Origin of the sequence: Blautia sp. MCC283 (assembly GCF_018785565.1) — a bacterium.
Classification (GTDB): Bacteria; Bacillota; Clostridia; order Lachnospirales; family Lachnospiraceae; genus Blautia_A.
The window spans coordinates 40,981-65,341 of the sequence record NZ_WQQB01000001.1 but is presented as its reverse complement, the minus strand read 5'-3'; the positions used below and the strand labels follow the sequence as shown (position 1 = coordinate 65,341).

Annotated in this window: 27 protein-coding genes; 3 read left to right on the top strand and 24 right to left on the bottom strand. The window is 44.3% G+C overall.

Going from position 1 to position 24,361, the window contains the following annotated elements:
• Positions 1-2 precede the first annotated feature (2 nt).
• The 5 genes from GPK81_RS00290 to GPK81_RS00270 all read right to left on the bottom strand — a co-directional run bounded on the left by GPK81_RS00290 (position 3) and on the right by GPK81_RS00270 (position 5,675).
• Positions 3-713, bottom strand: a complete 711-nt coding sequence (locus tag GPK81_RS00290) for a glycosyltransferase family 2 protein (RefSeq protein WP_021976689.1) — start codon at positions 711-713, stop codon at positions 3-5.
• Positions 703-2,700 carry a hypothetical protein gene (locus GPK81_RS00285; RefSeq protein ID WP_215706336.1) on the bottom strand — a complete coding sequence of 666 codons (1,998 nt, stop codon included), beginning with the start codon at positions 2,698-2,700 and terminating at the stop codon, positions 703-705. Before GPK81_RS00285 ends, GPK81_RS00290 begins: the two co-directional genes overlap by 11 nt.
• Before the next feature lie 69 nt (positions 2,701-2,769).
• Positions 2,770-3,489 (bottom strand): N-acetylmuramoyl-L-alanine amidase, encoded by a 720-nt coding sequence (locus GPK81_RS00280; RefSeq protein WP_243003857.1) that lies wholly within the window; start codon positions 3,487-3,489, stop codon positions 2,770-2,772.
• A gap of 81 nt (positions 3,490-3,570) precedes the next feature.
• Positions 3,571-5,220 carry a glycosyl hydrolase family 18 protein gene (locus tag GPK81_RS00275; RefSeq protein ID WP_118062769.1) on the bottom strand — a complete coding sequence of 550 codons (1,650 nt, stop codon included), beginning with the start codon at positions 5,218-5,220 and terminating at the stop codon, positions 3,571-3,573.
• 185 nt (positions 5,221-5,405) lie between these two features.
• Positions 5,406-5,675 carry a hypothetical protein gene (locus GPK81_RS00270; RefSeq protein ID WP_242996938.1) on the bottom strand — a complete coding sequence of 90 codons (270 nt, stop codon included), beginning with the start codon at positions 5,673-5,675 and terminating at the stop codon, positions 5,406-5,408.
• Between the two features lie 372 nt (positions 5,676-6,047).
• On the opposite strand from GPK81_RS00270, the gene GPK81_RS00265 reads away from it, so the two are divergent.
• The gene (locus GPK81_RS00265) at positions 6,048-6,812 is read left to right on the top strand and encodes an adaptor protein MecA (protein ID WP_215706335.1); all 765 of its coding nucleotides are present in this window, start codon (positions 6,048-6,050) and stop codon (positions 6,810-6,812) included.
• 101 nt (positions 6,813-6,913) lie between these two features.
• Here the strand turns inward: GPK81_RS00265 and GPK81_RS00260 are convergent, their stop codons facing one another.
• Positions 6,914-7,114 (bottom strand): DUF1858 domain-containing protein, encoded by a 201-nt coding sequence (locus GPK81_RS00260; protein WP_015527179.1) that lies wholly within the window; start codon positions 7,112-7,114, stop codon positions 6,914-6,916.
• A gap of 242 nt (positions 7,115-7,356) precedes the next feature.
• On the opposite strand from GPK81_RS00260, the gene GPK81_RS00255 reads away from it, so the two are divergent.
• Positions 7,357-7,527 (top strand): DUF362 domain-containing protein, encoded by a 171-nt coding sequence (locus tag GPK81_RS00255; protein WP_015527180.1) that lies wholly within the window; start codon positions 7,357-7,359, stop codon positions 7,525-7,527.
• A gap of 46 nt (positions 7,528-7,573) precedes the next feature.
• On the opposite strand, the gene GPK81_RS00250 is transcribed toward GPK81_RS00255, so the two are convergent.
• The 17 genes from GPK81_RS00250 to GPK81_RS00170 all read right to left on the bottom strand — a co-directional run bounded on the left by GPK81_RS00250 (position 7,574) and on the right by GPK81_RS00170 (position 21,628).
• The gene (locus GPK81_RS00250; protein ID WP_021977101.1) at positions 7,574-8,143 is read right to left on the bottom strand and encodes a MerR family transcriptional regulator; all 570 of its coding nucleotides are present in this window, start codon (positions 8,141-8,143) and stop codon (positions 7,574-7,576) included.
• A gap of 203 nt (positions 8,144-8,346) precedes the next feature.
• A complete protein-coding gene (gene dnaB, locus GPK81_RS00245) occupies positions 8,347-9,675 on the bottom strand; it encodes a replicative DNA helicase (RefSeq protein ID WP_015527183.1) in 1,329 nt (442 codons plus the stop codon).
• A gap of 3 nt (positions 9,676-9,678) precedes the next feature.
• Complete coding sequence (gene rplI / locus GPK81_RS00240; protein WP_021977100.1) at positions 9,679-10,125, bottom strand: 50S ribosomal protein L9; 447 nt, start codon at positions 10,123-10,125, stop codon at positions 9,679-9,681.
• 2 nt (positions 10,126-10,127) lie between these two features.
• Positions 10,128-12,176, bottom strand: a complete 2,049-nt coding sequence (locus GPK81_RS00235; RefSeq protein ID WP_021977099.1) for a DHH family phosphoesterase — start codon at positions 12,174-12,176, stop codon at positions 10,128-10,130.
• 238 nt (positions 12,177-12,414) lie between these two features.
• Complete coding sequence (gene rpsR, locus GPK81_RS00230) at positions 12,415-12,678, bottom strand: 30S ribosomal protein S18 (protein ID WP_021651398.1); 264 nt, start codon at positions 12,676-12,678, stop codon at positions 12,415-12,417.
• Positions 12,679-12,726: 48 nt separating this feature from the next.
• On the bottom strand, positions 12,727-13,185 hold the full coding sequence (locus GPK81_RS00225) for a single-stranded DNA-binding protein (protein ID WP_021977098.1): 459 nt from the start codon (positions 13,183-13,185) through the stop codon (positions 12,727-12,729).
• 80 nt (positions 13,186-13,265) lie between these two features.
• Positions 13,266-13,553, bottom strand: a complete 288-nt coding sequence (gene rpsF / locus GPK81_RS00220) for a 30S ribosomal protein S6 (RefSeq protein ID WP_021977097.1) — start codon at positions 13,551-13,553, stop codon at positions 13,266-13,268.
• Positions 13,554-13,668: 115 nt separating this feature from the next.
• Complete coding sequence (locus GPK81_RS00215) at positions 13,669-13,863, bottom strand: DUF951 domain-containing protein (RefSeq protein WP_021977096.1); 195 nt, start codon at positions 13,861-13,863, stop codon at positions 13,669-13,671.
• Positions 13,864-13,966: 103 nt separating this feature from the next.
• Entirely contained in the window at positions 13,967-14,689 is a 723-nt protein-coding gene (locus GPK81_RS00210) for an NAD-dependent protein deacylase (protein ID WP_021977095.1), read from the bottom strand.
• A gap of 37 nt (positions 14,690-14,726) precedes the next feature.
• Entirely contained in the window at positions 14,727-15,548 is an 822-nt protein-coding gene (gene srtB, locus GPK81_RS00205; RefSeq protein WP_021977094.1) for a class B sortase, read from the bottom strand.
• Between the two features lie 175 nt (positions 15,549-15,723).
• Entirely contained in the window at positions 15,724-16,596 is an 873-nt protein-coding gene (locus tag GPK81_RS00200; protein WP_021977093.1) for a phosphoribosylaminoimidazolesuccinocarboxamide synthase, read from the bottom strand.
• A gap of 124 nt (positions 16,597-16,720) precedes the next feature.
• Complete coding sequence (locus GPK81_RS00195; RefSeq protein WP_215706334.1) at positions 16,721-18,241, bottom strand: ATP-binding protein; 1,521 nt, start codon at positions 18,239-18,241, stop codon at positions 16,721-16,723.
• Positions 18,238-19,524, bottom strand: a complete 1,287-nt coding sequence (locus tag GPK81_RS00190; protein WP_242996937.1) for a vWA domain-containing protein — start codon at positions 19,522-19,524, stop codon at positions 18,238-18,240. The genes GPK81_RS00195 and GPK81_RS00190 overlap by 4 nt, the downstream gene beginning before the upstream one ends.
• Before the next feature lie 144 nt (positions 19,525-19,668).
• On the bottom strand, positions 19,669-20,100 hold the full coding sequence (locus GPK81_RS00185) for a hypothetical protein (protein ID WP_021977090.1): 432 nt from the start codon (positions 20,098-20,100) through the stop codon (positions 19,669-19,671).
• A gap of 156 nt (positions 20,101-20,256) precedes the next feature.
• Positions 20,257-20,913: an SdpI family protein gene (locus GPK81_RS00180; protein ID WP_021977089.1), complete on the bottom strand. Its 657-nt coding sequence runs from the start codon at positions 20,911-20,913 to the stop codon at positions 20,257-20,259.
• Entirely contained in the window at positions 20,903-21,181 is a 279-nt protein-coding gene (locus GPK81_RS00175; RefSeq protein WP_021977088.1) for an autorepressor SdpR family transcription factor, read from the bottom strand. The genes GPK81_RS00180 and GPK81_RS00175 overlap by 11 nt, the downstream gene beginning before the upstream one ends.
• Before the next feature lie 216 nt (positions 21,182-21,397).
• On the bottom strand, positions 21,398-21,628 hold the full coding sequence (locus tag GPK81_RS00170) for an HPr family phosphocarrier protein (RefSeq protein WP_022426601.1): 231 nt from the start codon (positions 21,626-21,628) through the stop codon (positions 21,398-21,400).
• 157 nt (positions 21,629-21,785) lie between these two features.
• On the opposite strand from GPK81_RS00170, the gene GPK81_RS00165 reads away from it, so the two are divergent.
• Positions 21,786-23,012, top strand: coding sequence for a 6-phosphofructokinase (locus tag GPK81_RS00165; protein WP_021977086.1), 1,227 nt, complete (start codon positions 21,786-21,788; stop codon positions 23,010-23,012).
• Positions 23,013-23,158: 146 nt separating this feature from the next.
• Here the strand turns inward: GPK81_RS00165 and GPK81_RS00160 are convergent, their stop codons facing one another.
• Positions 23,159-24,247: a class II aldolase/adducin family protein gene (locus GPK81_RS00160; RefSeq protein WP_118062763.1), complete on the bottom strand. Its 1,089-nt coding sequence runs from the start codon at positions 24,245-24,247 to the stop codon at positions 23,159-23,161.
• Positions 24,248-24,361 lie beyond the last annotated feature (114 nt).

Below are 24,361 nucleotides of genomic sequence, written 5' to 3'. Positions count from 1 at the left end.
TATCAGATTCTGTGGCGAAGGCGGATAAAATCTCCAAATGCCTGTCTGCCGATCTTTATGATGCGTTTCATATTAATAGAATTTTTACCTGCCTGACGCGGACGGAATGTAATCGGTATATACTCCACATGCAGATGATGCTTCTCATAAATTACCGTCATCAGAACATTGGAAAGAAAAAATCCGTCCGGGATCTTTTTCAGCACTTTCGACAACTGTTTCGCATTCATCAGACGATACGGTGTATTCGCATCTTTTACCCATGTCCCAAAGGTCAGAAACAGTACCAGTCTCAGCACTCTTGTCACAAAAAGCCTGGAAAAACCATCTTCTCTTTTTTTTCTGTAACCGATCAGTAACCCGCATGTTTTACGCTTTTTCCAGAACTGCCAGAATTCATCAGGAAGTGTCTGGCCATCGGAATCGGTCTGAAATATATAATCCGCTCCGGCATCCACTGCATAATGATATCCTCGGAGGATAGTTCCCCCGTGTCCTTCATTTGGTTTGTCGATCCCGATAAGACGCTCGTATTTTTTCTGATATTTCCGAATCATTTCATAAGTGCCATCTCTGCTTCCATCATTAAGGATCACTAGGCGGCTTTCTCCTCCGATCCTCTCCACGACCGGATACCACTGTTCGATCACTGTCCCGATATTTTTTTCTTCATTGTATGCCGGCATAATGATATATAAGCTGTCATGTTTCATAGATTCTTATTCTCCCATCTTCCGAGGTATACACCAGCGGATATGTCTCCCTGATGACATCCTCTCGACACTCCTGCTGCTCAAATTCCATGTTGTCCTCAAACAGAATATACGTGATCTTCTCCTGTTTCACAGTCGCTTTCAGTATCTCCGGATCATCTGTCGTATAGATGAGCACAGCCTGTCCGGCGCGGTAATTGGTATCATATCCTGCCGACCAGGCGTAATACGGCCATCCGCAGTAGATCATCACACCAGACATTGTAACCTCGTTCATCGTATATTCCGGGGTCAGAAGAAGATCATTTTTCCCAAGATTTTCAGAAAGCCAGTCTGTAAGACTGCTTTCCATGTTTACTGTCATTCTGTGTCCGGAATCATTATCCCTCAAAATGATCACATAATCGTAAACTCCGGTTGCAGTCAGACAGATGCTCATAATAATACAGACGGCCGCGCCTGCCCATTTTATTCTTTTCTTTCTGAACTCGAAAAATATGCTTCGGAGTATCCCTCCCCACAGCACTGCCGCAAATGCATAGGAGATCATGATATATTTGTGGTTCACATTGATATCCGGGGTCAGGGACACCACAAACGCAAATACTGCCGGAAGCAAAAAGCCCCCCAGTACCACTCTCTCATTTCTTTTAAAAAATACAGATGCCACGACCAGTCCTACAAAGAAAAATCCACTGATCTCCACCAGATACCAGAGTACCCCTGAAATGCTCTTGTTCTCTGCCAGAAATCCCCAGTAAAAGGAAGGGGACATCACACTTCCTGACACAAAAATCTTCGACTGCAGTTCCGAAAAGAATACCGCCAGCGCCGCACACACCGCATAATCCAGCTTTCCATCAGAAAATACAGCAAAACCAGCCAGGATCAAAAGTCCCCCGATCAGTGCAGCTCCATTCCAGAAAGCGGTCAGACCCAGGAACAGTCCCAGCAAAATTGCAATTTCCACATTTCGGAATGCCCATGCTTCTTTTGAGAAAATACGTTTTCTGATCCACAGCCAGCCATGCTCTTTGTGTCCGCAGCCAGCCTCTACCCAGTCCATGAAGATCCATACAGCCACTGCAACGATCAGAAGCCCGAATGCCAGATGTCTCTGATTGAGATATACGTTAAAATTCCATAATCCCCAGTTTTCATTTGTGGTATAACCAATGAACGCTGTGTTCTCTTTCAGTGCCTGGATAAGATTCCCTGCTTTCGCATTTTCCCACAGATACTGCCAGAACGCAGTTCCGCTGCGAAAGAAAAAGAAAACCATAGCAGCAGCACCGGCCCAGAAACTCCGGAACATCCGATAACTGATTCCATAAAGGGCCATAAGAAAACCGGAAAGAGACATGATACTTACCAGATTATATCCCAGATCCAGCCGAAGCCCCAGATATTCCAGATTTCCTACCAGAAACTGAAACATAAAATGATACTTTACGTCCTGCCCTCCATAATGCGGATACTGCGTAGGAAAATTATTTCCTCTGGAAAAAGATCTCATCATTGCGGTATGAGGTGCATAATCACCATACACGGAAAATCCCGAATACAGAAGACCGTCTTTCATATGGAAGACATAAAACATCATTACTGTTACAAACGCCGTCAGAACCACAAAAAGTAAAATTTCTTTTCGCAGGATCCATTTTCTACTGATCATCTTCTCCGATACCGGAAACATTTTTTCTGTTCTTTTTCGCTTCCGGATGAAAATTCCAAGAAGACACAGCACAGTCACCGACATCACAATAATATTTCCATAAAAAAGAGGATGTTCTGCTCCCGCACATACACTGAACATCCAGGAAACCACATATACTGCCCAAGTCAGCATCAGAACTCCCGTTCCAAAAGCCGCCGGAAGGATCACCCATATCCGATTTCCTTTTTCAGTTATCTGCTGCGGAAACAGACACCCCGCCATTTCCATTCCTGTTAACACGCATAATATAAGATAAAAGATTCCAAACATAAGATTCTCCTCAATTCACGTAAAGTATAGCAGAATAGCCTTCCTGTGAAAAGGCTATTCACATTTTTTTCAATTTTTTTCGTGTTCTTCCTGGCTGGCAAGATATGTATCAATACCGTCTGCCACAGACATGGCAATCTTCGTCTGATACTCTTCTTTTTTTAACAGCTGTGCTTCTTCCGGATTTGTCAGAAATCCACACTCTACAATATTGATCACACTGGGGCTTCTTTTCAGCAGATAATAGGTCCTGTTTCCTTTCGCTTCACGTGGACGTGCAACTGAAAGCTGTCGATTCAGTTCTTCCTGGATTGCCAGAGCCAGATTTCTTCCGTTTTCAGAATCCGCATAATAAAATACCTGTGGTCCCTTTACCTGGGGATCACTGTAGCTGTTCTGATGGATGCTCACAGAAAGCACCGGTGCATATTCCTTTATCATTGCAATCCGATTTTGCAGATCCTGCGCTTTCATATTTTGTGTATTATCTTTATAAAGGCCTTTATCTTCCTCCCGGGTCATCATAACCGTAAAGCCCCTTTTCTCAAGAACTGCTTTCAGTTTTATTGCTATTTCCAGATTGATTCCCTTCTCTTTAAGTCCCTCTATTCCTACCATCCCGGAGTCAATTCCTCCATGCCCGGCATCTACCAGAATCACCTGTCCGGCCTGTATATTCCCTGATACATCTTTCAGTTTCTCCGTTGCCTCTGCTGCCTCCCTTGACAGAATATAAAAGCAGACCAGCATGAGAACTGCCATTCCGATTTCTATCCCTCGCTTTTTCAACGCAAAACACCCCCGGCGTATTTAGTTTAATATATGTCGCCAGGAGTGCTTTCATTGCATAAAATATATTGTTTTCTTTTGTCAGGACAGATTTTCTGTAATGACGCTCCAGATTCCACTGTTCTCAAATCCCAGTTTCCATTCCGCCACGCCTGCCAGTTTATATTTGGGGATAAGTTTTACTTTTTCCGCAATCGACTTGGAATCCTCAAGCCAGATCTGGTATGTAGCGCCGTCTCCTTCATAGGTTCCGTAATTCTGGCTGGTTGTCTTATCCCAGTAAGTCTCCGCTCCATTATCACTGATTGCCTGCTGTGCCTGATCCATTCCGATTGCTTCACTGGTCAGAGCTCCTCCATCTGTTGTTTTCCAGAGTCTTGTATAAAACGGAATTGCAAGAATAGTTCTCTTGGCCGGGACTTCCGCAAGTGTATCCTTGACTCCCTGTTCCACCCATGGAAGAGAAGCCACGGATCCTGCATCGGATCCTACATAATGCTCATCATATCCCATAATGATCACATAATCCACAACTTTTCCCTGTTCCGCTCTGTCATAATGACTTGTAAAATCCTCCGGAACCGGATTATCTACAGAAAGTACCAGATTATTCTCATGACACTGAATGGAAAGTTCTCTCAGAAACTGTAGAAAATGGATTCCCACATCCTCACTCAGGGATTCAAAATCAACATTAATTCCATCCAGACCTGCCTTCAGTGCATATGTAACCAGCTGGTTCTCCAGATTCTGCCTTGCGGCTGTATTGGAAAGAACCGTTGTTGTGCTCATATTCTCACTGAAATTATCCACCAGGCCCCATACTTTCAGGCCTTTCTCATGTGCCTGCATCACATATTCCCCTGATGCAAGGCTGCTCACATTTCCATCATTATCCGAAACAGAGAACCAGGTCGGTGAGATCACATTCACCCCTGTCATATTCTGGGTAGTATCCGCGAAATAGTTGTTGGCGTCTGTACTCGTAACCTGATGCCATGCAAGATTTACAGGCTCATCCATCGTAAAATAAGAATAAGCTTCAGCTTTAAAACTCCGCTTATAGTCGGTTGTATCCGCTGCACTTACTTTCTTTTTCTGGATGTATCCAATATATCCGTCATCTGTGGCTACCTGATCCCAGTCTTCTCCTTCGTTCATCAGCCTGAGAACTGTATCTTTTGCTGTTTTTGTCAGGATCTTGGATTTAATCCCGCCCCGGTACCGGATCACGGTATCCTTCTTTACAGTTACCGTCTGCACATTGCTGAATTTATACTGAATTGCTATTCTCGCAGGGTCTTTATATATATATGAATCGATATCTGTATATTTCTTCACATAATCCAGTTTCAGATAAACAGTACTCTCCTTCAGCCATACGTTTCCGCCAGGCTGATCCGATGCTGCCTCCTCTGTAAGACTGGTTGGTGTCGCATACAGGATCTTTTTATTTGCACTGTCCCAATAATATCTCTGATTCAGATATCCATTTACCACATCCAGCGGAATATAAACCTCATCTCCTGAGATCAGAGCTTTCTGTTCGAGTTTCTGTGTTCCTGCTACCAGTGAAGCCTCTCCATCTGCATTCTGACCGTAATACTCTGTCAGATCCATCTGCTTACTGGTCGGAATCAGTTTGTTAATTCCATAAACGGCTCCTCCTATAAGAGAAACCAGAACGATCAGCAGACATACCACCAGGACCGGCATATGTTTTTTTATCATTGTTTTTTTCCTTTCGGTATAAATGTCATAATTTTTTTCATTATAACATATTTCTTCTGCGTTTCGTTACAAAAATCGACTTTTAATAAATTTTCACAGTTTCTTTATAATTTCGGTTCCCCACATGGTATGTATGAGTTCCGGGGAACTTCTGCGTCCGGGGAACCGCTTTCTCTTAAGTTGTATTACATTTTTCGAATTAAATCAAAGCTTACACAGGCAATATGGCCTTCTTCATCTTCCGTATAATCCCGCATGTAAACTCCATCTTCCGCAATCTGACAGGCTTTTGCGATTTTTTTCGGAGTACTGGGCTCACCGTTGAGATAAAGGGAAACTCCGTTTTCACGGTAAAGCTTTAGTTCCCTGCGAAGGGTTTTTGCGGATTTCTTTTTTACCTGTGATATATTTTCCGTATCCCGACCTCCTTTCCTGGTTTGATTTTCAGAAAACACCAGCAACGGTTCTTGAAAAGCTGTCCTGATCCAATTTATATTGCATAAACATAAATAAAAAGGGGGAAAAATTTATTCTGTGCTGCGGCAGAAACGCCGATGAAATCTGCACAGAGATCTTATCTTCAGAAAAAGTATGACTTTAAGCTATCTTTACTGTCTTCCTGTTTCTATGGATCGGACAGCTTTTCTGTTTTTATTATACCGTTTTTCTTTTCAGATGCAAGTCTTTTATCCGATTATAAAAAAAAATTTATTTTTATCCGGAAATTTTATTTTTTCATCAGATTCTGCATCTTTACATCTTGTATATAACTGTTATATAATACAGTATGTAAAAGATTAAATTTATTGACCATAGGATGTGATTATATGAAAATAGAAAAGATCAACGACAATCAGATCCGTTGCACACTGACGAAGGAAGATCTGGACAGTCACCAGATCCGTATCAGTGAACTTGCTTACGGAACAGAGAAGGCCAAACGTCTCTTCCGTGATATGATGCAGCAGGCTCAGATACAGTTTGGTTTTGAAGCTGATAACATTCCACTGATGATCGAAGCAATTCCCGTAAGTGCGGAAAGTATCATTCTTATCATCACCAAGGTGGAAGATCCTGAAGAACTGGATACCCGTTTTTCCAAATTTGCTCCATTTAAAGGAAATAAGCCTTCGGATACCGTTGAGATTGACGGAGCCGATAATATCATTGATATCTTCCAGAAACTCTGTGAATCCAAACTTAAGAATCTTCCCCAGAAGCCGGAAGAAAAGAAATCCGAACCCGCAGCATCACCGAATCCGGAAAATCCGGATGCTTCACAGGCTTCCGAGAATTCTGTACGGCTTATCCGTCTGTACTCTTTCCCAGGACTTGACGATGTTATCGCTGCTTCTCATGGTATGAACGGTTTCTTTACCGGAAACAATACCCTTTATCGCGAAGGCGAGGATGGAGTATACCAGCTTGTTCTCCATCAGTCTGACTGCACTCCGGAAGAGTTTAATAAAGTATGCAACATTCTTTCTGAGTACGGAGTTGGTCGTGCATTTACTCCTGCCGCGGAGGCTTATCTTCGTGAACATGGTACACTGATCGCAGATGATGCCCTTCAGAAACTTCTTAAACTTTAAATTTTCAAAAAATAAACCGCTGTCAGAAATACGATCATCCCTGATATGGCTGATCCATATTTCCAACAGCGGTCTTTTTTCAGTAAAACAGCAGATACTGCTTACTCTCCGAGAAAATCATTGATCTGTGCTACAAGAACATCTGCGTCCAGTCCATGAACCATAGCTGCCTCTTCCAGAGATTCCATCTGAGAAGACGGGCATCCAAGGCAATGCATTCCTGCCCGCATCAGGATTGGTGCAATATTAGGGTCTACTGTAAGAAGTTCTCCGATCAGCATACTCTTTGTAACCTTTGCCATGTGCGTACTCTCCTTTACTGATTTATCGAAATGTTTCCACTTCGTTCTGCTATTATAATACGAAATCCCAGGGGAATCAACGCCTTATCGCTTCCTTTATTTACCGGCGCTTCTCTGGTTCTCTGATTTTTATTTTGTATATAAATTTATACTTGTATTCTTTGTACATATATATTAGAATGGGAATAGAATCCCTGGTAGGGGATACATACAATACACCATTTTAAAGGAGGATATCAATTATGGCATATGTAATTTCTGACGAGTGCGTTAGCTGTGGAACATGCGAGGGTGAGTGCCCGAACGAAGCTATTTCTCAGGGAGATGAGCATTATGTAATCGACGCAGACGCTTGTGTTGACTGCGGAACATGCGCTGAGGCCTGTCCAGTTGGTGCTATCTCTGCTGAGTAATGCACCATTTGCTTGATAAGCTACCGTAACGAATGAGGCTGCCGGTTTACCGGCAGCCTTTTCTGTTTCTTTTATTCTTTTTTCCATCACAGGCAGCTGCCGCCTCTCTTCTTGCCTGCTGTTTCTTTCGGATGGCTTCATCCAAAGAACGACACCTGTATTCTCCTTCTTTTTTCCGTTGCATTTCCTCATGGATCAGCCGTTCCAGGATTTCCTGAAATTCGAGGATCTTTTTGTCATCCTCTCTATGCTCCTTTGATGTTTTCTGCTTCTCCATAAACATGTCTTCTGCTGCTTCTTCTGGTGTTCCTACCGGAATATCTTCAATCTCAACCGCTTCTCCCTCCAGGATTTCACTGCCGGTTTTTGCAAGGTCTGACGGATAAGTATTTCTTGCTTCCTGCGGAATCAGCGTTCGGATTGCTTTCAGCTGAAGACCTCTGTTTTTCAACTCGTTTATTTTAAGAAAAAGCTGGATATCAAAAGGTGTATAATAGCGGTGTCCCAGTTCATTGCGCCCAATCCGAAGATCCAGTTCTTCCTCCCAGTACCGCAGAACATAAGATTTCACGCCTGTCATTGTTACAGCCTGTCTCACCGTATATCTTTTTTCCATCGTGAACGCCCCCTTGTGTAGAGATTCACTGTTACTGTCTATAGTATAACCCCTGGATTCAGGAAATGGCAAGAAAAATCGGTTGACATAATTTTACCGGATGTGACTTATCAGCAGAGCCGTGCAGCCGGAAAAACAAAATGCTGTCAGGCTAAATACAAGTGTTCATCCTGACAGCATTTCATTTTTCCGTCTGCACGGCTCTACTTTTTCATATTTACAAACTGCGTATACCTTGGCAGCCATACCAGTTCTACGGTTCCAATGGGGCCGTTTCTCTGCTTGGCTATGATGATCTCTGCAATGTCTTTTTTCTCGGTATCTTTATGGTAATAATCGTCTCGATAGATGAACATGACCACATCCGCATCCTGCTCAATAGCTCCGGACTCTCGAAGATCCGAAAGCATCGGCCTGTGATCTGGTCTCTGTTCTACCGCACGGCTCAGCTGAGACAATGCGATCACCGGCACATCGATCTCTCTTGCCAGCGCTTTCAGAGATCTGGAAATATCGGAAATCTCCTGCTGTCTGGAATCGGATTTTCCGCTTCCGCTCATCAGCTGCAGGTAATCGATCATGATAATTCCAAGATTGTGCTCCAGCTTATATTTCCTGCATTTGGAACGAAGTTCCGCAATAGAAATTCCAGGAGTATCGTCAATAATAAGATTGGAGCCACCGATGATATCTGCACCTTCCACCAGCTTCGTCCAGTCTTCATCTTTCAGATTTCCGGTACGGAGATTCTGAGAATCCACATGGGATTCCATGGCAAGAAGACGGTTTACCAGCTGCTCCTTGGACATCTCCAGGCTGAAGATCGCCACGGTCACATCTTTACGAAATGCCATATACTGGGCAATATTCAGCACAAAAGCAGTTTTTCCCATGGAAGGTCGCGCCGCAATCAGTACAAGGTCGGACGCATGCATACCGGAGGTCTTATAATCCAGATCTACAAATCCGGTAGGAATTCCGGTGACGGAGCCTTTCAGCTTGGAAGCCTTCTCAATGTTACTGACTGCATTTAATACAACCTGCTGGATCGGTACATAATCACTGCCGTTTGTTCTCTGCAGAATATTGAACAGTTTCTTTTCGGATTCCTCAAGAATGGTCTCCGTGCTGTCCTTTTCCAGATAGCAGGCATTGGCAACTTCTTCCGTAGTCCGGATCAGCCGGCGGAGAACTGCCTTTTCACTGACAATATTGGCATAATATTTCACATTGGCAGAGGTAGGAACTGCAGCGATCAGGTCACGGACATATTCCATACTGCTGATGTCCGGAGGGAGTTCTTTCTCCTTGAGACGGTTCTGCAGGGTGATCAGATCTACCGGCTGTCCCTCATTACAGAGTTCTACCATGGCATCAAAGATAATACCATACTGTTTCTGATAAAAATCATCACTGGTCAGAATCTCGGAAGCCACAAGAATCGCATCACGGTCCAGGATCATGGAACCGATCACTGACTGCTCTGCCTCAATACTGTGAGGAAGAATCCTCTTGATCAGTGCCTCTTCCATCGATTACGCCTCTTTTACCCAAACCTTGAGACTTCCGGTTACTTTCGGATGGAGACGTACCGGAACGTTGGTAACACCAAGGTTCCGGATTGGATTCTCCAGCTGAAGTTTTTTCTTATCGATATCCAGATTCAGCTGTTTTTTTGCTGCCTCTGAGATTTCCTTGGAGGATACAGAACCGAATGTTCTTCCACCCTCGCCCACTTTCAGGGTCAGGATGATCTCTTTTGTGGAAAGCTCCTCTGCAAATGCCTTGGCAGCGTCCAGGTTCTCCTGCGCAACCTTTTCCTCATTTGCCTTACGGAGTTTCAGATCATTAAGATTCTTGGAAGTAGCCTCAACACCAAGTTTTTTCGGCAGAATCATGTTTCTTGCATATCCGTCACTTACATTTACAATCTGTCCCTTTTTTCCCAGGGATTTTACATCTTCCAGAAGAATTACTTTCATTTCTATTTGTCCCCTTCCTGATATAACTGGTCTATAATTTCTTTCAGCATTCTCTCGGTCTCATCCATGGTGTCTTTCACCTGCGCACCGGCAATATTCAGATGTCCGCCGCCGCCCATCCGTTCCATCATGACCTGGACATTAACTTCGTCAATGGCTCTGGCACTGATGTAAACCTCGTTATTATAGCTTGTAAGAACAAAGGATGCCTTGACTCCGGCAATGTTAAGAAGCTCATTGGCCGCCTGTGCACCTACAACGGTAGGGCTTTCCAGACCTTCACTTGGGCATCTTGCAATGGCAAAATAATCCCGGTAGATCTCAGCAGTACGGACAGCCTCCGCTCTCGCCTTATAGGAATCAATATTGTCACGGAGCATCTTGCGTACACGTGTCACATCCGCCCCGCATCTTCGCAGAAATGCCGCAGCCTCAAAGGTACGTACACCTGCCCTTGTTGTAAAATTGTTGGTATCGATCATGATACCCGCATAAATACAGTCCGCCTCAATGCTGCGGAGCTTCAGTCCATCCGCAAAATACTGCAGGATCTCCGCGATCATCTCACAGCTTGAAGATGCATAAGGCTCCACATAGGAAAGAACTGCATTCTGTATTACCTCACTGCCACGGCGGTGATGATCCAGTACCACGATAGTCTTGGTCATATAGAGAAGATCCTGACACTCTGTATAACTTGGCTTGTTGGTATCTACTACAACCACTACCGTATTATTATCCACAAGCTCTTTGGCCTGATTACTGTCCACAAACATGGATGGTTCATAATCCGGGTTCTCCATAAAGCCACTCATCAGAGGCCGGATGGATGTGGTCGGATCATTAATTACAATGTGCACCGGCTTACCAAGAGTCTTGCCTGCACGGTAAATACCGATGCCTGCTCCCAGAGCATCCACGTCGGTGATCTTATGTCCCATGACAACCACACGGTCCTTGGTACTCATAAATTCCTTCAGCGCCTGGGCCTTCACGCGGGCCTTTACACGGGTGGATTTCTCCATCTGCTGAGCTTTACCGCCAATGTAGGTGATATTATTGCCATTTTTGATCACTACCTGGTCGCCGCCACGTCCCAGTGCCATCTCAATGGCAATTCTGGCATATTCATAATTCTGAATATAAGTGGAAGCATTCAGACCGATTCCAATACTTAAAGTCACTGCCATCTCGTTTCCGATGTTAACAGTCTTTACCTCATCCAGAATATGGAATCTCTGTTCCTTCAGAGTTTCCAGCGAGCTCTGGCGCATGATCAGGAGATATTTATCTTTCTCCAGCTTCTTTACAAGACCGTCAAAGTTGGAAAAGTACTTCGTGATCTTACGGTCGATCAGTGCGATCAGAAGAGATCTCCGCACATCCTCCACACTTTCAAGAGCTTCCTCATAATTATCCAGATAAGCCAGGGCTACTACAAGCTTATTATCTTCATTCTTCTGAATGTATTCCTTAAGCTCTGTCTCATCATAAAGATACATGGCGATCAGGCTAACATTCTGGGACATATCCTCCAGAATATCTGCATGGCTTACCACTTCTCCCATGGTCACCCTCTGCATGGACACACGATAGATCCGATCCCCGAAATGCGTACTCATCTCGGAAATTTCCAGCTCATCGGCTACCGGAAGCTTGTCCGGAGTAATGTCCGGAAAAACTGTGCTGATATTTTTTTTATAAAACTGATCTCTGCCCGTGATCTCCGAAAAGATCCGGTTGGACCAGATCATACGGCCTTCCATATCCATAATGGCATAGGGAAGTGCCAGTTCTTCCAGCATCCTCTTTTCCACCACATCATACTGATTGGCAAATGCTATCATATCATTGATGATCAGCGGTTTGTGATATCGGAAAAGCTGTACTGCGATAAAAATATAAATAACAGTACCTACAGACACCAGAATTCCGGCCTTCACACTTACAATAAACACCAGCAGGTCCAGCAGCACCACCAGAACCGAAAGATACAGTGGCCAGCGCATGAAGTGTTTCATAGGCCCTTTAAATTTAACTTTGTTGTTCATTGCTTTTTCCTGTTCTCAACGTAATAAAAACCACAAGTTATCTATCATTATACCAGATTTCTTATTATAATTCCATAGTTATGATAAAATCTGTTACAGCCGGAAAACGCTGCCATACACTGCATGACTGGAAACGTCCGTTTTATAGCTTTATGTCGTCACAGAAAATAAAAAACAGGACCGCTGCCATCCAGATGACTGCTCATCTGTCTGGCAACGATCCTGTGGATGATCGGAATTAGTCCTGAACGTATGGCATCAGGGACATATGACGTGCTCTCTTAACAGCAACTGTCAGTGCTCTCTGATGTTTTGCACAGTTACCTGTAATTCTTCTCGGGAGAATCTTACCTCTCTCGGAAACATACTTTCTTAACTTTGCTACATCCTTGTAATCGATCTCGTTATTCTCTTTACCGCAGAATACACAAACTTTTTTTCTTCTGCGTCCGCCTCTTCTCTTCATCGGAGAATCTGGTCTCTCGCCTCTATTGTAAGCCATGATTGTTTCCTCCTATCTTATTCGTCTCATCTGTCTTGATCAGATGTTCTAGTTGAACGGCAGCTCCTCATCAATTCCATCTGGAATATTCATGAAGCCGTCGGCGCTTGCTGCGCTCGGACTTGGCATAGACGGTGCAGGTGCTGCTTCTGTTCTCGGATGAGATGCTGCATAGCTGTCGCTTGACGCTTTGCTCTCAGCAAATTCCTGATCCTCAACAACAACCTCTGTCGTATAAACCTTCTGTCCCTCACGGTTCGTATAACTTCCTGTCTGAATACGTCCCGTAACTGCAATTTTCAGTCCCTGTCTGAAATACTTTTCCGCAAACTCTGCTGTCCGTCCGAAAGAAACACAGTTGATAAAATCAGCATTTGCTTCTCCGTCACGACGGAATCTGCGGTCAACTGCCAGTGTATATCTGGCGATTGCCAGGGCATTTTCTCCTGCGGAATATCTTACCTCAGGATCTCTTGTCAAGCGTCCCATTAATATTACTTTGTTCATCGTTCTACCTCTCTTATGATCTCAGATTTCACTTAACTGAACAGGTTCTTAATGGTGTTTTCGAAAATCCGCTGCAAAAATTATGCCTCTTTCTTGACAACCAGGTATCTTAATACATTGTCCATGATGCGGACATGTCTCTCGATCTCCGCCGGGCACTGAGAATCTGCTTCAAACTGAATAAAATAGTAGAAGCCTTCATGCATTTTCTGAATCTCGTAAGCTAATTTCTTCTTACCCCATTCTTCAACTTCTGTGATCACGCCGTTGTAACGTGTAATATAGCTTTTTGCTTTCTCAACTACAGCGTCACGTGCTTCGTCCTCAAGCTTAGCGCTCACAACTAATGCTAACTCGTACTTGTTCATGCTTGTCTTAACCTCCTTATGGTCTTTTGGCCCTTTGCCTGTCAAAGAGCAAGGATATGAAATATATCACGATTGTTGATTCTAGCATATCTTTCCCGTGATGTAAAGCATAAATTTAATTTTTTTCGAATTTTTTCAAATCTCGTGTATTTTTCTCCACAAGCTTGCGCGCTACCATGATCTGGTGTCCACAGCCCATGCATTTCAGACGAAAATCCGCTCCTACACGAAGGATCTCCCATTCTTTGCTGCCACAGGGGTGCGCCTTCTTCAGTGTGACAATATCTCCTACTTCATAATTTAATCCCATTTGATACTCCTCATTTTTCTTTTTTCCGGATATTTTAGTCAAACGGATAAAAATATCCGCATTCACTACGTAGCCCTGCACCGGATAACTGCTATGCAGTTTATCAGATCCGTATCTGAGAGAACACCTTTCCGATCGGTTCTTTAATAAGAAGATCCGCATATTTGTCTCTCGGTGTCGGCGCCTTGTTGATCACCACCAGATGATTTCCCCTGAAATAATCGATCAGTCCTGCTGCCGGATACACAGCCAGGGAAGTTCCTCCGATGATCAGGACCTCCGCCTCTGAAATTGCTCTTACAGATTCCTGGATCGTATAGTCATCCAGACCTTCCTCATAGAGAACCACATCCGGTTTGATCATACCACCACAGGTACATTTCGGAACTCCTTCTGACTCCTTCATATACTTAAAATCATAGAATTTCCCACACTTCATACAATGATTGCGGTAAACACTTCCGTGAAGTTCCAGAACTTTTTTGCTTCCTGCCATCTGATGAAGATTGTCAATATTCTGAGTGATCACCGCTTTCAGCTTGCCTGCCTGCTCCATCTCTGCCAGTTTCAGATGTGCCGCATTGGGTTTTGCAGTATCACAAAGCATCTTATCTCTGTAAAATTTAAAAAATTCTTCAGGCCTGCGCATAAAAAATGTATGGCTTAAGATCGTCTCCGGCGGATAATCATACTTCTGGTTATACAGCCCGTCCTGGCTTCGAAAATCCGGGATCCCGCTTTCCGTGGAAACTCCTGCTCCGCCGAAAAATACGATATTATTGCTCTCATCAATGATCTTCTGTAATTTTCCTATTTCATTTTCCATATGAATCTTCCTCCCTTATTTTTCACATAAAAAATGGCTACTGTGGATCCACTGCGTTTACTCTTTTTCCCTGCACAACAAAACGTGTTGCCTGATTACCGGTGCATGTAGACAATGTAACGATCTTATCTTTCACATTCGCCTCACCCTCACCTGCTTCTGTTTTAATCTCGGAATTCTTGAACATTTTTTTCTCATATTCCAGAAATTCCTTACCAGGACCTTTAAACAGGGTATACGTATCACTGTTCACCGAAGTTGTGTATGCGGCAATGATCTCATAGCGGTAGTTCTTCTTCGGGGTAAGTATCCAGAAATATTTGCTGGTATTGTAAAGCGTTTCGTCTGCCCTGTATTTTTTCAGCATTCCAAACATGGAGCCATTCTTCATATTATGTCCGTACACCAGCGTGTTGCAGTCACTGAAATCCCTCTTATTCTCATAATCAATAAAGATCGTTCCTGCAAAATTATAATTTTTCTCATAAGTCTGGTGAAGATACATATTATTATCCTTGCCCTGTACCATCGGATAACTGATCTGAGGAAGTGCCTCCATATAAATCCAGCCGATCACATCATCATTAATACTTTTAAGAGATGCAAAATCAACATTTATAGGAGCCACCGGCTGTTGTTCCTCCGGCTGTCCCAGATCTTCCGATGCATCCGGATCACGCTCCGTCACTGCCATTTCTGAAATGCTGTTATACTCATCTGTGCCTTTTTTATACTCTGTATAAATATGATAAAGGTTAAAGGCAGCATAGCAGAACACCACAACTGCCACGATCAGCACCAGAGTCAGAACATAATCTCCTGCCGTTTTTTTCTTTTTCGCCTTGTCTTTCCTGCTCATAATCACACTCCTTTGATCTGTCAGGATTTTCTGGTTTCTGTATTTATTATAAATACCCCTCTGTTTTCTTGCAACTGTTTTGTTTTTATCACATTTTATATAGAAAGAAACCGCCTCGGAATGGGCGTCCGGGGCGGTTTGTAAGGTATGTTCTATTTCAGAGCTGCTGTTATTTTCAGTCCAGTTCTTTGCCTGTGAGCATTTTGTATGCCTGGAGATATTTCTCGATGGTCTTGTCCACGATCTCCTGCGGAAGTGTCCAGTCATTGTCCGGATTGGCTTTCAGCCAGTCACGTGCAAACTGTTTGTCAAAAGATGGCTGGCCATGTCCTGGTTCATAGCCTTCTGCCGGCCAGAAACGGGAGCTGTCCGGTGTCAGCATCTCATCACCGATGACCATGTTGCCGTCCTCATCAAGACCAAACTCGAATTTTGTATCTGCAATGATGATTCCCTTGCTGAGTGCATACTCTGCACATTTTTTGTAAAGAGCGATGGTGTTGTCACGAAGTTTTTCTGCGTACTCGCGTCCTTTTCCAGGGAAGTATTTCTCAAGATGATCGATACTCTGCTCAAAAGAAATATTCTCATCGTGATCACCGATCTCAGCCTTGGTAGATGGTGTGTAGATCGGCTCAGGCAGCTTGTCGGATTCTTTCAGACCTTCCGGAAGCTTGATGCCGCATACAGTACCGTTCTCCTTGTAGCTTGCCCAGCCGCTTCCTGTGATGTATCCACGTACGATACACTCGATCGGCAGCATGTTCAGCTTACGGCACATCATGGATTTTCCTTCAAATTTCTCCTGCTGGAAAAACTCCGGCATATCCTTGGTATCTACAGAAATCATGTGGTTTGGAAGAATGTCCTCAGTCATGTCAAACCAGAATTTGGACATCTGGGTCAGTACAGCACCTTTCTTTGTAACTTCATTATTCAGAATTACGTCAAAGCAGCTGATACGGTCTGTTGCAACCATGATCAGACTGTCGCCATTGTCATAGATCTCACGTACTTTACCTTCTTTGATTGGTTTTAATTCCTGCATGTTCTCACACCTCATCATTCGGTTATTTGGTTTTTGTTTTCGACACCGTTACCGTATCACCACTCAAGCCCTCCTGTCAAGATGCCAGGCCCTTTTCAGTCATAAGTATTCGTTAAGGGATTATTCATATTTTTAATAGCGACTCACATTCCTCCTGAAGTTTTTTCTCCTGTTTCCGGTAAAGAAGCTTCTCACTGCAGGCAAAATAAGGGTCACATCCATACTCCCGGATAAAAGCAGCTGCATGACTGTTCCTGGTCAGTCCGGTGACAAAAAGCACCGTTTCCTGTCCGTCTCCGAAACATGCTTTCATAAAGGCAAATGCCCGTTTCAGCTCTCTGCTGATCTTTTTAGCACAGTCTTTTCTCTTCTCTACCATTTCCGTAAACAGCTGCCGGATCCGTTCAAAACCAGTCTCTGTATCTGTGATATGTTCCTTTCGGATAGTAAGGCTGAATTCCTCCAGAGTACGGATCACAAACTCTTCCGTGGTCTGCTGTTCCAGGTTAAGAAGCTCCGCCTCCAGACGGACAGCCAGACTTTTCTTCTTCACATCTGTAAATTCATCCAGCGCCGTCATGTCCTTTTTATCATGAAGAAAAGCTTTCAGATGCAGGAGTTCCTGATAAACAGCGCCTGTCTCTTTATCCAGCTTTTCATAATCCAGAAAACTTCCGTTGAGTCCGCTAAGCAGAAGGCCAGTTACCAGAAAACGTTCCTCAAACGAAGCACCTTCCGCCATTTTTACTTTTTTCTGCTGTTCTTCCTCCGCCATTTCTCCGGAAAGCAGGCGTTTCAGCCCATAGTCCTCTCCGTACTTCCGATACAGCTGATAACTGGCAAAAAAGCTCCTTGCGATCTCATCCCGACAAAGATACTCCCCGATCAGATTCTCCGTGATCTCAACGCCTAGTTCCTCATAAGCTTTCAGAATTTCGGACAGATCTTCCCATCCTCTTGCCGTCACAAAGAACTTCCCGTCCACTGTATTCTCCACGGAATAAAAATGATCTTTTTTCATGCCAAGATAAGCAAGGATCGATCCGTGGATCTCCTTTTTCCAGGCATACTCCATCCACACCCCAAGATCTGCCTCGATATCCATCCTACGCACACGGTCCAGGGTTACGATATCAAATTCCCGGACCGACTTATTATATTCCGGAGGATTTCCCGCTGCAGCGATCAGCCATCCCTCCGGTACGCTGTGGCTTCCGAACGTCTTGTTCTGAAGAAATTGCAACATGGTCGGCGCAAGTGTCTCGGAAACGCAGTTGATCTCATCGATAAACAGGATCCCCTCTTTTTTTCCGGTACGTTCCATACAGTCATACACAGAGGCAATGATCTCACTTAAGGTATACTCTGTGATACTGACCTCTTTTCCGTTATAGCACCGGGTCACGATCCTGGGCAGTCCTACCGCACTCTGTCTTGTATGGTGGGTGATGGTATAGGCTACCAGCCCTACTCCGCATTCCTCTGCCACCTGCTCCATGACGGCGGTTTTTCCGATTCCCGGAGGGCCCATAAGCAGAATGGGACGCTGCCGGAGTCTGGGAAATGTATAACGTCCGGCTGCATCTTTCCGGTTGTAAGCCAGTAAGGTATGTTTAATCTCTTCTTTTGCCTCTTTTATATTCATATGTTATGACGCACTCCTTCCTGCTCTGCCACAAGCCGGATCGCCCAGGGCGGAACAAGCTCCATTTTTTCTGTTTTATGCAAAAATACAAAGGCCGTCTCGTAATCCGGCTTACTTCCCGGATAGATCCCGTCTCCGTCTGTAAAATAGATCAGGGCTTTAAGACGGCGGATTTCCTTCTTCTCCTGCTGCTCCTTCACATACCGGAACACCGGTCGGAAGTCTGTTCCTCCCCGCCCCTGTATGGTGATATCTTTGCTGTATTCTTTCCATTCTTCTTCCGAATGGATCACTTTTACATCCTGGATACAGCAGTCACACTGGATCAGATAGACTTTCATCTTATGGAAAAAATTCTCTTTTTCACTGAGAATGGAATAGGTTTCTTCCAGGAATCTCCGCACAGTCTCTCCATCACAGGAACCGGAAGTATCAATGGCGATCACCAACTCCTCAAGACGGTTCACTTCCTTATATTCCAGCGGCTCGATCAGCGGAAGATTTCCATAATGTTCCATTCCGTAATTATAAAAAATATAATCAAAACTCTCCGTATCCAGTTCCACTTCCTCCCGCAGTACGGAAAACTGGCGGAGAAATTTTTTGTAATCGTATCTTCCGGATCTTATGGGGCCTGCATCTTCCCTCTGGTCCCCTTTCTGGCTTCCCCGTCGTTTCCGGTGATCCTGGCGGTTTGCGGCAGTATAGGAAAGAAGTCTGTTCCATTTTTCTCTTGTCTTTTTCCCTTTTTCTCCTGTGCAATTATCCCAGAGTGTGTGATCATCAAAATGAAAAGTTTCTTCCAGCTCTTCCAGATGAAATGGAAAGGTCTGTTCTTTCAGTTTCCGACAGATCTTTTCTGCGGAATCCGCGCCGTTTCCAAGAATATGAAAGACTTTTTCCCGGATTTTTTTTGCATTTCCACCGGTCTCCAGAACCGGGATCTTTTCTCTGGAAATGATCTGTTCCACAGCAATATCACAGGCCAGGTTCCATAAACGTCTGTCCTCCTGATTTTCCAGGAAAAGGTGCAGATACAGGCAGTGCAGCAGCATATGTAAATACCCTCGTCGCACTGCCTCCGGCTTTTTCACATAAAGTTCCAGCAGATATTCCGGTGAAAAAAGGAAGAATTCTCCATCTGTTCCGATGGTTCTGGTCTCTTCCGAGCCTTTCCCGGAAATGCAGGCAAAAGCACCGTCCAGATATGGAAAATAGTAGTACAGTTCGTTCCTTACATTTTCCAGGATATGTGTCCCCAGTTCTTCCTGCTTCCGATTCACCGGATCTGCCCCCTTTCCTTCTGACCAAACCAGTTTTTATTCCTTTCCATCCCATGTTCCTGAATATCTCTTTATTGTCATTTACATTCTGTACGTCTGTACGTGCCAAAATACATCTGGTATTACATTTTTCACCAGGTTTGTTCACAGTTCAAATTTTTTCTCTTTAAATCCATACTTTTCTTTTTTTAAATGGAGAAGTCCCATCAATGCCGCAGGTCTCCTCCACTCTTCGGCCAGTTTCAGGAACACTTCCAGCTCCTGTTCCCCAAACCACTCATTCTCATAAAGCTTCCCGATCTTTTCCCAGTCATCTTCCAGGATCAGGCGTTCCACTGCCGGGCGGATCCGTTTCTTCAGGTACGCTCCGTAATCCGCACGCTCCGCTTCCTCCACACCTTCCTCCAGAAAATATCCCCGCAGTGCAACTGCCAGCCGCAGCGGTTCCTGTTTTGTACTTCCGAATTTCCGGTAAAGGTGGATAGCCTCCTCCCTGGCATCCTCGTTCTCTGCCCGCATTTCAAGGGCACTGGCAGCAACTTCCACATCTTTTTGAAAACGGCTTAATTCTGTCATAATGATCCCTCCTGTCCGATGTCTGTTTATAGTGTTTGAGGAAATATTTTTGTATGACATTATCATATCACGGACCGCTTTGTTTGAACATTATTTTTTGGTAAAAAAGAGGCCGTCACTGCCTTTTTCTGACAATGACGGCCCGGGAATATCTTCTCAGATTCCCTTCTTATAAAGAATAAATGAATAGATCATTGGAACAAACACTGCTGCCAGAATTATGATCAGGACAATTTCCGTTTTCAGAAGCAGCGAATTCATAAGAAAAAGCACTCCTGACAGGATCAGCACCCAGCCAGCCATACGGTTGGTACGGTTCCAGTTCTCCTCGCTGTTTAACGTCCAGGGAAGCTTCATTCCCACCGTGTAATTCTGTTTCACCTTGTGGATATAATTTCCGAGAATGATAAACATGATACCAACCATGATGTTCACGATCATTCCCATATCAATGTCCATTCCCAGAGCAAGGCCATAGATTGACATGCAGGTGATCACAGATACCACCGGAACCAGCCACAGGATCATGGTAAAAATGCGCTTGTTGATATTTTTTCTCTTTGGATCATTGGCTGTAAAAAAAACACAGAACAGATGAACCAGCAGAAGCAGAAACGGGATCCCAAAAACTGCCACAGGCTTGCTGCTCCAGCCGTTGGCCAGATTATGCTGGTCAAAATGTGTGGCGATCTTCTCCGGCAGACGGTTCCACAGAAGGATTCCTGCCAGTGACGGCGAGATCGTAAGGATACTTCCGGAGATCAGGGACATTTTATACTCTTTCAGAAATTCTTTCTTTTCTTCATCTTTCATCACTATTTCCTCCTTTCAGATCACTGAGCCACAAAAGCAGTTCCTCCACTACTGTGGTATTCAGTTCATAATACACGAAATTCTTCACCTTCGTCTCCCACACAAGATCTGCTTTCTTCAGAATTTTCAGATGATAGGATATGGTTGCACCTGTCATGTCAAAATGTCCTCCGATCTCTCCGGCTGACATTTTCCCGTTTTTCAGAAGCTGCAGGATTTCTCTCCGCACAGGGTCCGAAAGTGCCTTGAAGGTTTCCGCAAACGCCATCGTGTATGTCTTCCTCCTTTCGGATGGTATTTAGAAATATTTCTAAATAGAATATATCACTTCCGGATTCCCCGGTCAATAAGTATTTAGATTTTTTTCTAAATAGTTACATTTGTCATATATCAAAAAATGAGGATACCGATCATCGCCTCTGCGACCTTACGATATCCTCATTCACCATCGATCAACCATTATTTATTTTTTCCCCTCTTAAACCTACCTCATGCAAAAACCAAGACTGGATGTGATCTCCGGCGCAAGCTCCGGCACATGTGCACAAAAGTCCATCTCTATGCCAAGGCCAATGGATGCAACTCCAAGAATGGATTTGCCATTTACTGTTCTGCTTCCCCTTTTCAGATCCACTGCAAACGGAAAATGCTCCGTCACATCAAGAAAACGGTTCACTTCATCCATGCTCTCAAACTGTACTTTTTTTACTGTCATCGTTTTTTTCACCTCTTTTCTCTATCTATACTACTATTTTACTATGATATAATTATTTGTATAGAGTAATTTTTTTATAAAAAAGGTGATTTTTTTAGATGTTATCTTCTCCTATTTCTGTTACAATATAAAAAAACAACACCCAGGAGGTATCAAAATGTCAAAAAAGAACCTTATCGCAGGACAGTCCGGCGGACCGACCGCAGCGATCAACAGCAGTCTTTACGGTGTGGTATCTGAAGCACTTAAACATACAGAAGAGATCGACCACGTTTATGGCATGGTCAACGGTATTGAGGGATTTTTAAACGGAACAGTCCTTGATTTTCAGGAAGCACTTCCGGGCGAACAGCTTCGCGCTCTTACCTGGACACCTGGCGCCTATCTTGGCTCCTGCCGTTACAAACTTCCGGAATCTCTGGAAGATCCGGTTTATCCGAAGCTGTTCCGGAAATTCGAGGAGATGAACATCGGCTGGTTCTTTTATATCGGAGGAAATGATTCCATGGATACCGTCAGCAAGCTTTCCCGCTATGCCGAAAAGATCGACAGTGATATCCGTATCCTCGGCGAGCCGAAGACCATTGATAACGATCTTGTAAACACAGACCATACTCCAGGATTCGGAAGTGCTGCCCGTTACGTGGCTTCCACTGTCCGTGAGATCACCCTGGACGCCTGTGTTTATGAGAAAAAATCCGTCACCATCATCGAGATCATGGGACGTCACGCAGGCTGGCTCACCGGAGCAGCTGCCCTTGCCCGGAAATACACCGGAGACAACCCACTTCTCATTTATCTTCCGGAAACGGATTTCGATGTAGAAGAATTTCTCCGGAAAGTTAATGCTGCCTTTGAGAAAAACTGCAACGTTGTCGTCTGTGTATCCGAGGGAATCCATGACAAAGACGGCACTTTCATCTGCGAATACGACAGTGCTGCCGGTACCGACGCTTTCGGCCACAAAATGCTTGCTGGCTGTGGTAAATACCTTGAGAATCTTGTCCGCAGCCGCCTCGGTGTCAAAGCCCGCTCTGTAGAACTCAACGTAAGCCAGCGCTGCTCCGCATCCATGCTCTCCGAGACAGACCAGCAGGAAGGTATCCTTGCCGGTGAATTTGGTGTACAGGCTGCCCTGAACGGTGAAACCGGAAAGATGATCGCTTTTAAACGTCAGAGTGATTCCCCGTACTCCATGAAATGCACTTTGGAAGACGTCAACCTTATCTGCAACGAAGAAAAGACCGTCCCTGTGGAATGGATCACCAAAGACGGCTCCGATGTCACTGAAGACTTTATCCGCTACGCCCGCCCGCTGATCCAGGGAACTGTAGATGTTCCGGTTGGAGAAGACGGACTGCCGGCGTTTGTGTACCGGAAATAAGATTTGCAGTAAAATGGATAAGTACACCCACATTTGTAACGTAACTCTGCCCTGAATAATTTTTTATCAGGTATTTATCCCAAAAATGCACCGGGAATTTTTCAATAGTTCCCGATGCATTTTCTTAATTTCTCTATATTTTCTTTTTATTTCTTACTGCGGTACGCTTCTGCTTCCCAGTGTGTGATGAAATATGTGATCTCATCCGTCATCTGCAGCGGACCGCCAAAGCTTTCCGCATATACTGCAAGCTTGATCGCATCTTTTACCAGTAACTGTGCTTTTGCAGCCTTTCCTTTGTCATCTTCCATGATAAATGCACCAACGCCCTGTACCAGGATCAGTCTCGGTTCTTTATCATTTTCTGCCATAAATGCATCCAGCGCACTTTTCGCCTCATCGATATTTTCCACAAATAACGGATATGGTCCGCAATATACGATGTGATCCGGAGTGAACGGTTTCAGAAGCGGTGCTGCAGCAGTTTTATCCTTTACAAAATTATCAGCCTCCGCAGCCGGTACAACTTCCACCCTATGACCAAGCAGCCTGGAAAGTTTCTCTGCTGCCTGCTCTTTTTCCGGTGTAACTGCATTGCTTACATCCGCAGTTCTTTTTACCTGTTTTTCCAGCTTTTCAATAACACTATCAAATAAAACACCGATTTCTTCTACGGTATCTGCCGCAACAAAAATTCCGTGATTCTGAAGAAGAAGGACCTGAACGTCTTTTCCGGTTTCTTCTTTATAGGCATTCATCTTCTCAAAACAGATGCGGGCAAGTGTGTATCCCGGTTTGCAGATATCGATCCAGAGCACATCTTTTCCAAGAAGCTGTTCGCTGAGAGCTTTTGCGCCTTTTCCGCAGGTCAGTCCATTGATAAGTGTAGGATGAACATGCAGCACATATGTATAGGCGAATAAATTGTGGAGAAGCGCTTCCACGCTGGGGCGCTTGGTCTTATCCTCGTCGGTTACTGCTGCCATTACATCCGCAAGATATGCAGACTCACGTTTCACGTCATCTGCCGGATATTCCGTTTTCATGATCTTATTCAGACGCGCCCGGTCCATTTTGACAAATTCCTCTGCCTTAATGGTGGCAAGCTGTGTGCCGGAACCCTTTACATACAGTGTTGTATCGTCTTTCACAGAAGTATTGCCGCCTCCTGCCAGAACATAAGCCGGATTGCTTCCGTAAGTATTTGACATTTTAACCAAAGTTGAAAGATCCATAAGTAAAATTCCTCCCTGTTGTGTCATGATATAGTTTTTTCTCTATGTTTATAGTACACGATGCAGAGTGATTTATCTATATGAATATTTTTTCCAAAATTAGTACTTTCGTAT

What these genes read in the sequence shown, in the direction of transcription:
- GPK81_RS00290 (WP_021976689.1), bottom strand. Translation starts at nt 713, where the DNA reads ATGAAACATGACAGCTTATATATCATTATGCCGGCATACAATGAAGAA.
- GPK81_RS00285 (WP_215706336.1), bottom strand. Translation starts at nt 2,700, where the DNA reads ATGTTTGGAATCTTTTATCTTATATTATGCGTGTTAACAGGAATGGAA.
- GPK81_RS00275 (WP_118062769.1), bottom strand. Translation starts at nt 5,220, where the DNA reads ATGATAAAAAAACATATGCCGGTCCTGGTGGTATGTCTGCTGATCGTT.
- GPK81_RS00265 (WP_215706335.1), top strand. Translation starts at nt 6,048, where the DNA reads ATGAAAATAGAAAAGATCAACGACAATCAGATCCGTTGCACACTGACG.
- GPK81_RS00260 (WP_015527179.1), bottom strand. Translation starts at nt 7,114, where the DNA reads ATGGCAAAGGTTACAAAGAGTATGCTGATCGGAGAACTTCTTACAGTA.
- GPK81_RS00255 (WP_015527180.1), top strand. Translation starts at nt 7,357, where the DNA reads ATGGCATATGTAATTTCTGACGAGTGCGTTAGCTGTGGAACATGCGAG.
- GPK81_RS00250 (WP_021977101.1), bottom strand. Translation starts at nt 8,143, where the DNA reads ATGGAAAAAAGATATACGGTGAGACAGGCTGTAACAATGACAGGCGTG.
- dnaB (WP_015527183.1), bottom strand. Translation starts at nt 9,675, where the DNA reads ATGGAAGAGGCACTGATCAAGAGGATTCTTCCTCACAGTATTGAGGCA.
- rplI (WP_021977100.1), bottom strand. Translation starts at nt 10,125, where the DNA reads ATGAAAGTAATTCTTCTGGAAGATGTAAAATCCCTGGGAAAAAAGGGA.
- GPK81_RS00235 (WP_021977099.1), bottom strand. Translation starts at nt 12,176, where the DNA reads ATGAACAACAAAGTTAAATTTAAAGGGCCTATGAAACACTTCATGCGC.
- rpsR (WP_021651398.1), bottom strand. Translation starts at nt 12,678, where the DNA reads ATGGCTTACAATAGAGGCGAGAGACCAGATTCTCCGATGAAGAGAAGA.
- GPK81_RS00225 (WP_021977098.1), bottom strand. Translation starts at nt 13,185, where the DNA reads ATGAACAAAGTAATATTAATGGGACGCTTGACAAGAGATCCTGAGGTA.
- rpsF (WP_021977097.1), bottom strand. Translation starts at nt 13,553, where the DNA reads ATGAACAAGTACGAGTTAGCATTAGTTGTGAGCGCTAAGCTTGAGGAC.
- GPK81_RS00215 (WP_021977096.1), bottom strand. Translation starts at nt 13,863, where the DNA reads ATGGGATTAAATTATGAAGTAGGAGATATTGTCACACTGAAGAAGGCG.
- GPK81_RS00210 (WP_021977095.1), bottom strand. Translation starts at nt 14,689, where the DNA reads ATGGAAAATGAAATAGGAAAATTACAGAAGATCATTGATGAGAGCAAT.
- srtB (WP_021977094.1), bottom strand. Translation starts at nt 15,548, where the DNA reads ATGAGCAGGAAAGACAAGGCGAAAAAGAAAAAAACGGCAGGAGATTAT.
- GPK81_RS00200 (WP_021977093.1), bottom strand. Translation starts at nt 16,596, where the DNA reads ATGCAGGAATTAAAACCAATCAAAGAAGGTAAAGTACGTGAGATCTAT.
- GPK81_RS00195 (WP_215706334.1), bottom strand. Translation starts at nt 18,241, where the DNA reads ATGAATATAAAAGAGGCAAAAGAAGAGATTAAACATACCTTACTGGCT.
- GPK81_RS00185 (WP_021977090.1), bottom strand. Translation starts at nt 20,100, where the DNA reads ATGACAGAATTAAGCCGTTTTCAAAAAGATGTGGAAGTTGCTGCCAGT.
- GPK81_RS00180 (WP_021977089.1), bottom strand. Translation starts at nt 20,913, where the DNA reads ATGAAAGATGAAGAAAAGAAAGAATTTCTGAAAGAGTATAAAATGTCC.
- GPK81_RS00175 (WP_021977088.1), bottom strand. Translation starts at nt 21,181, where the DNA reads ATGGCGTTTGCGGAAACCTTCAAGGCACTTTCGGACCCTGTGCGGAGA.
- GPK81_RS00170 (WP_022426601.1), bottom strand. Translation starts at nt 21,628, where the DNA reads ATGACAGTAAAAAAAGTACAGTTTGAGAGCATGGATGAAGTGAACCGT.
- GPK81_RS00165 (WP_021977086.1), top strand. Translation starts at nt 21,786, where the DNA reads ATGTCAAAAAAGAACCTTATCGCAGGACAGTCCGGCGGACCGACCGCA.
- GPK81_RS00160 (WP_118062763.1), bottom strand. Translation starts at nt 24,247, where the DNA reads ATGGATCTTTCAACTTTGGTTAAAATGTCAAATACTTACGGAAGCAAT.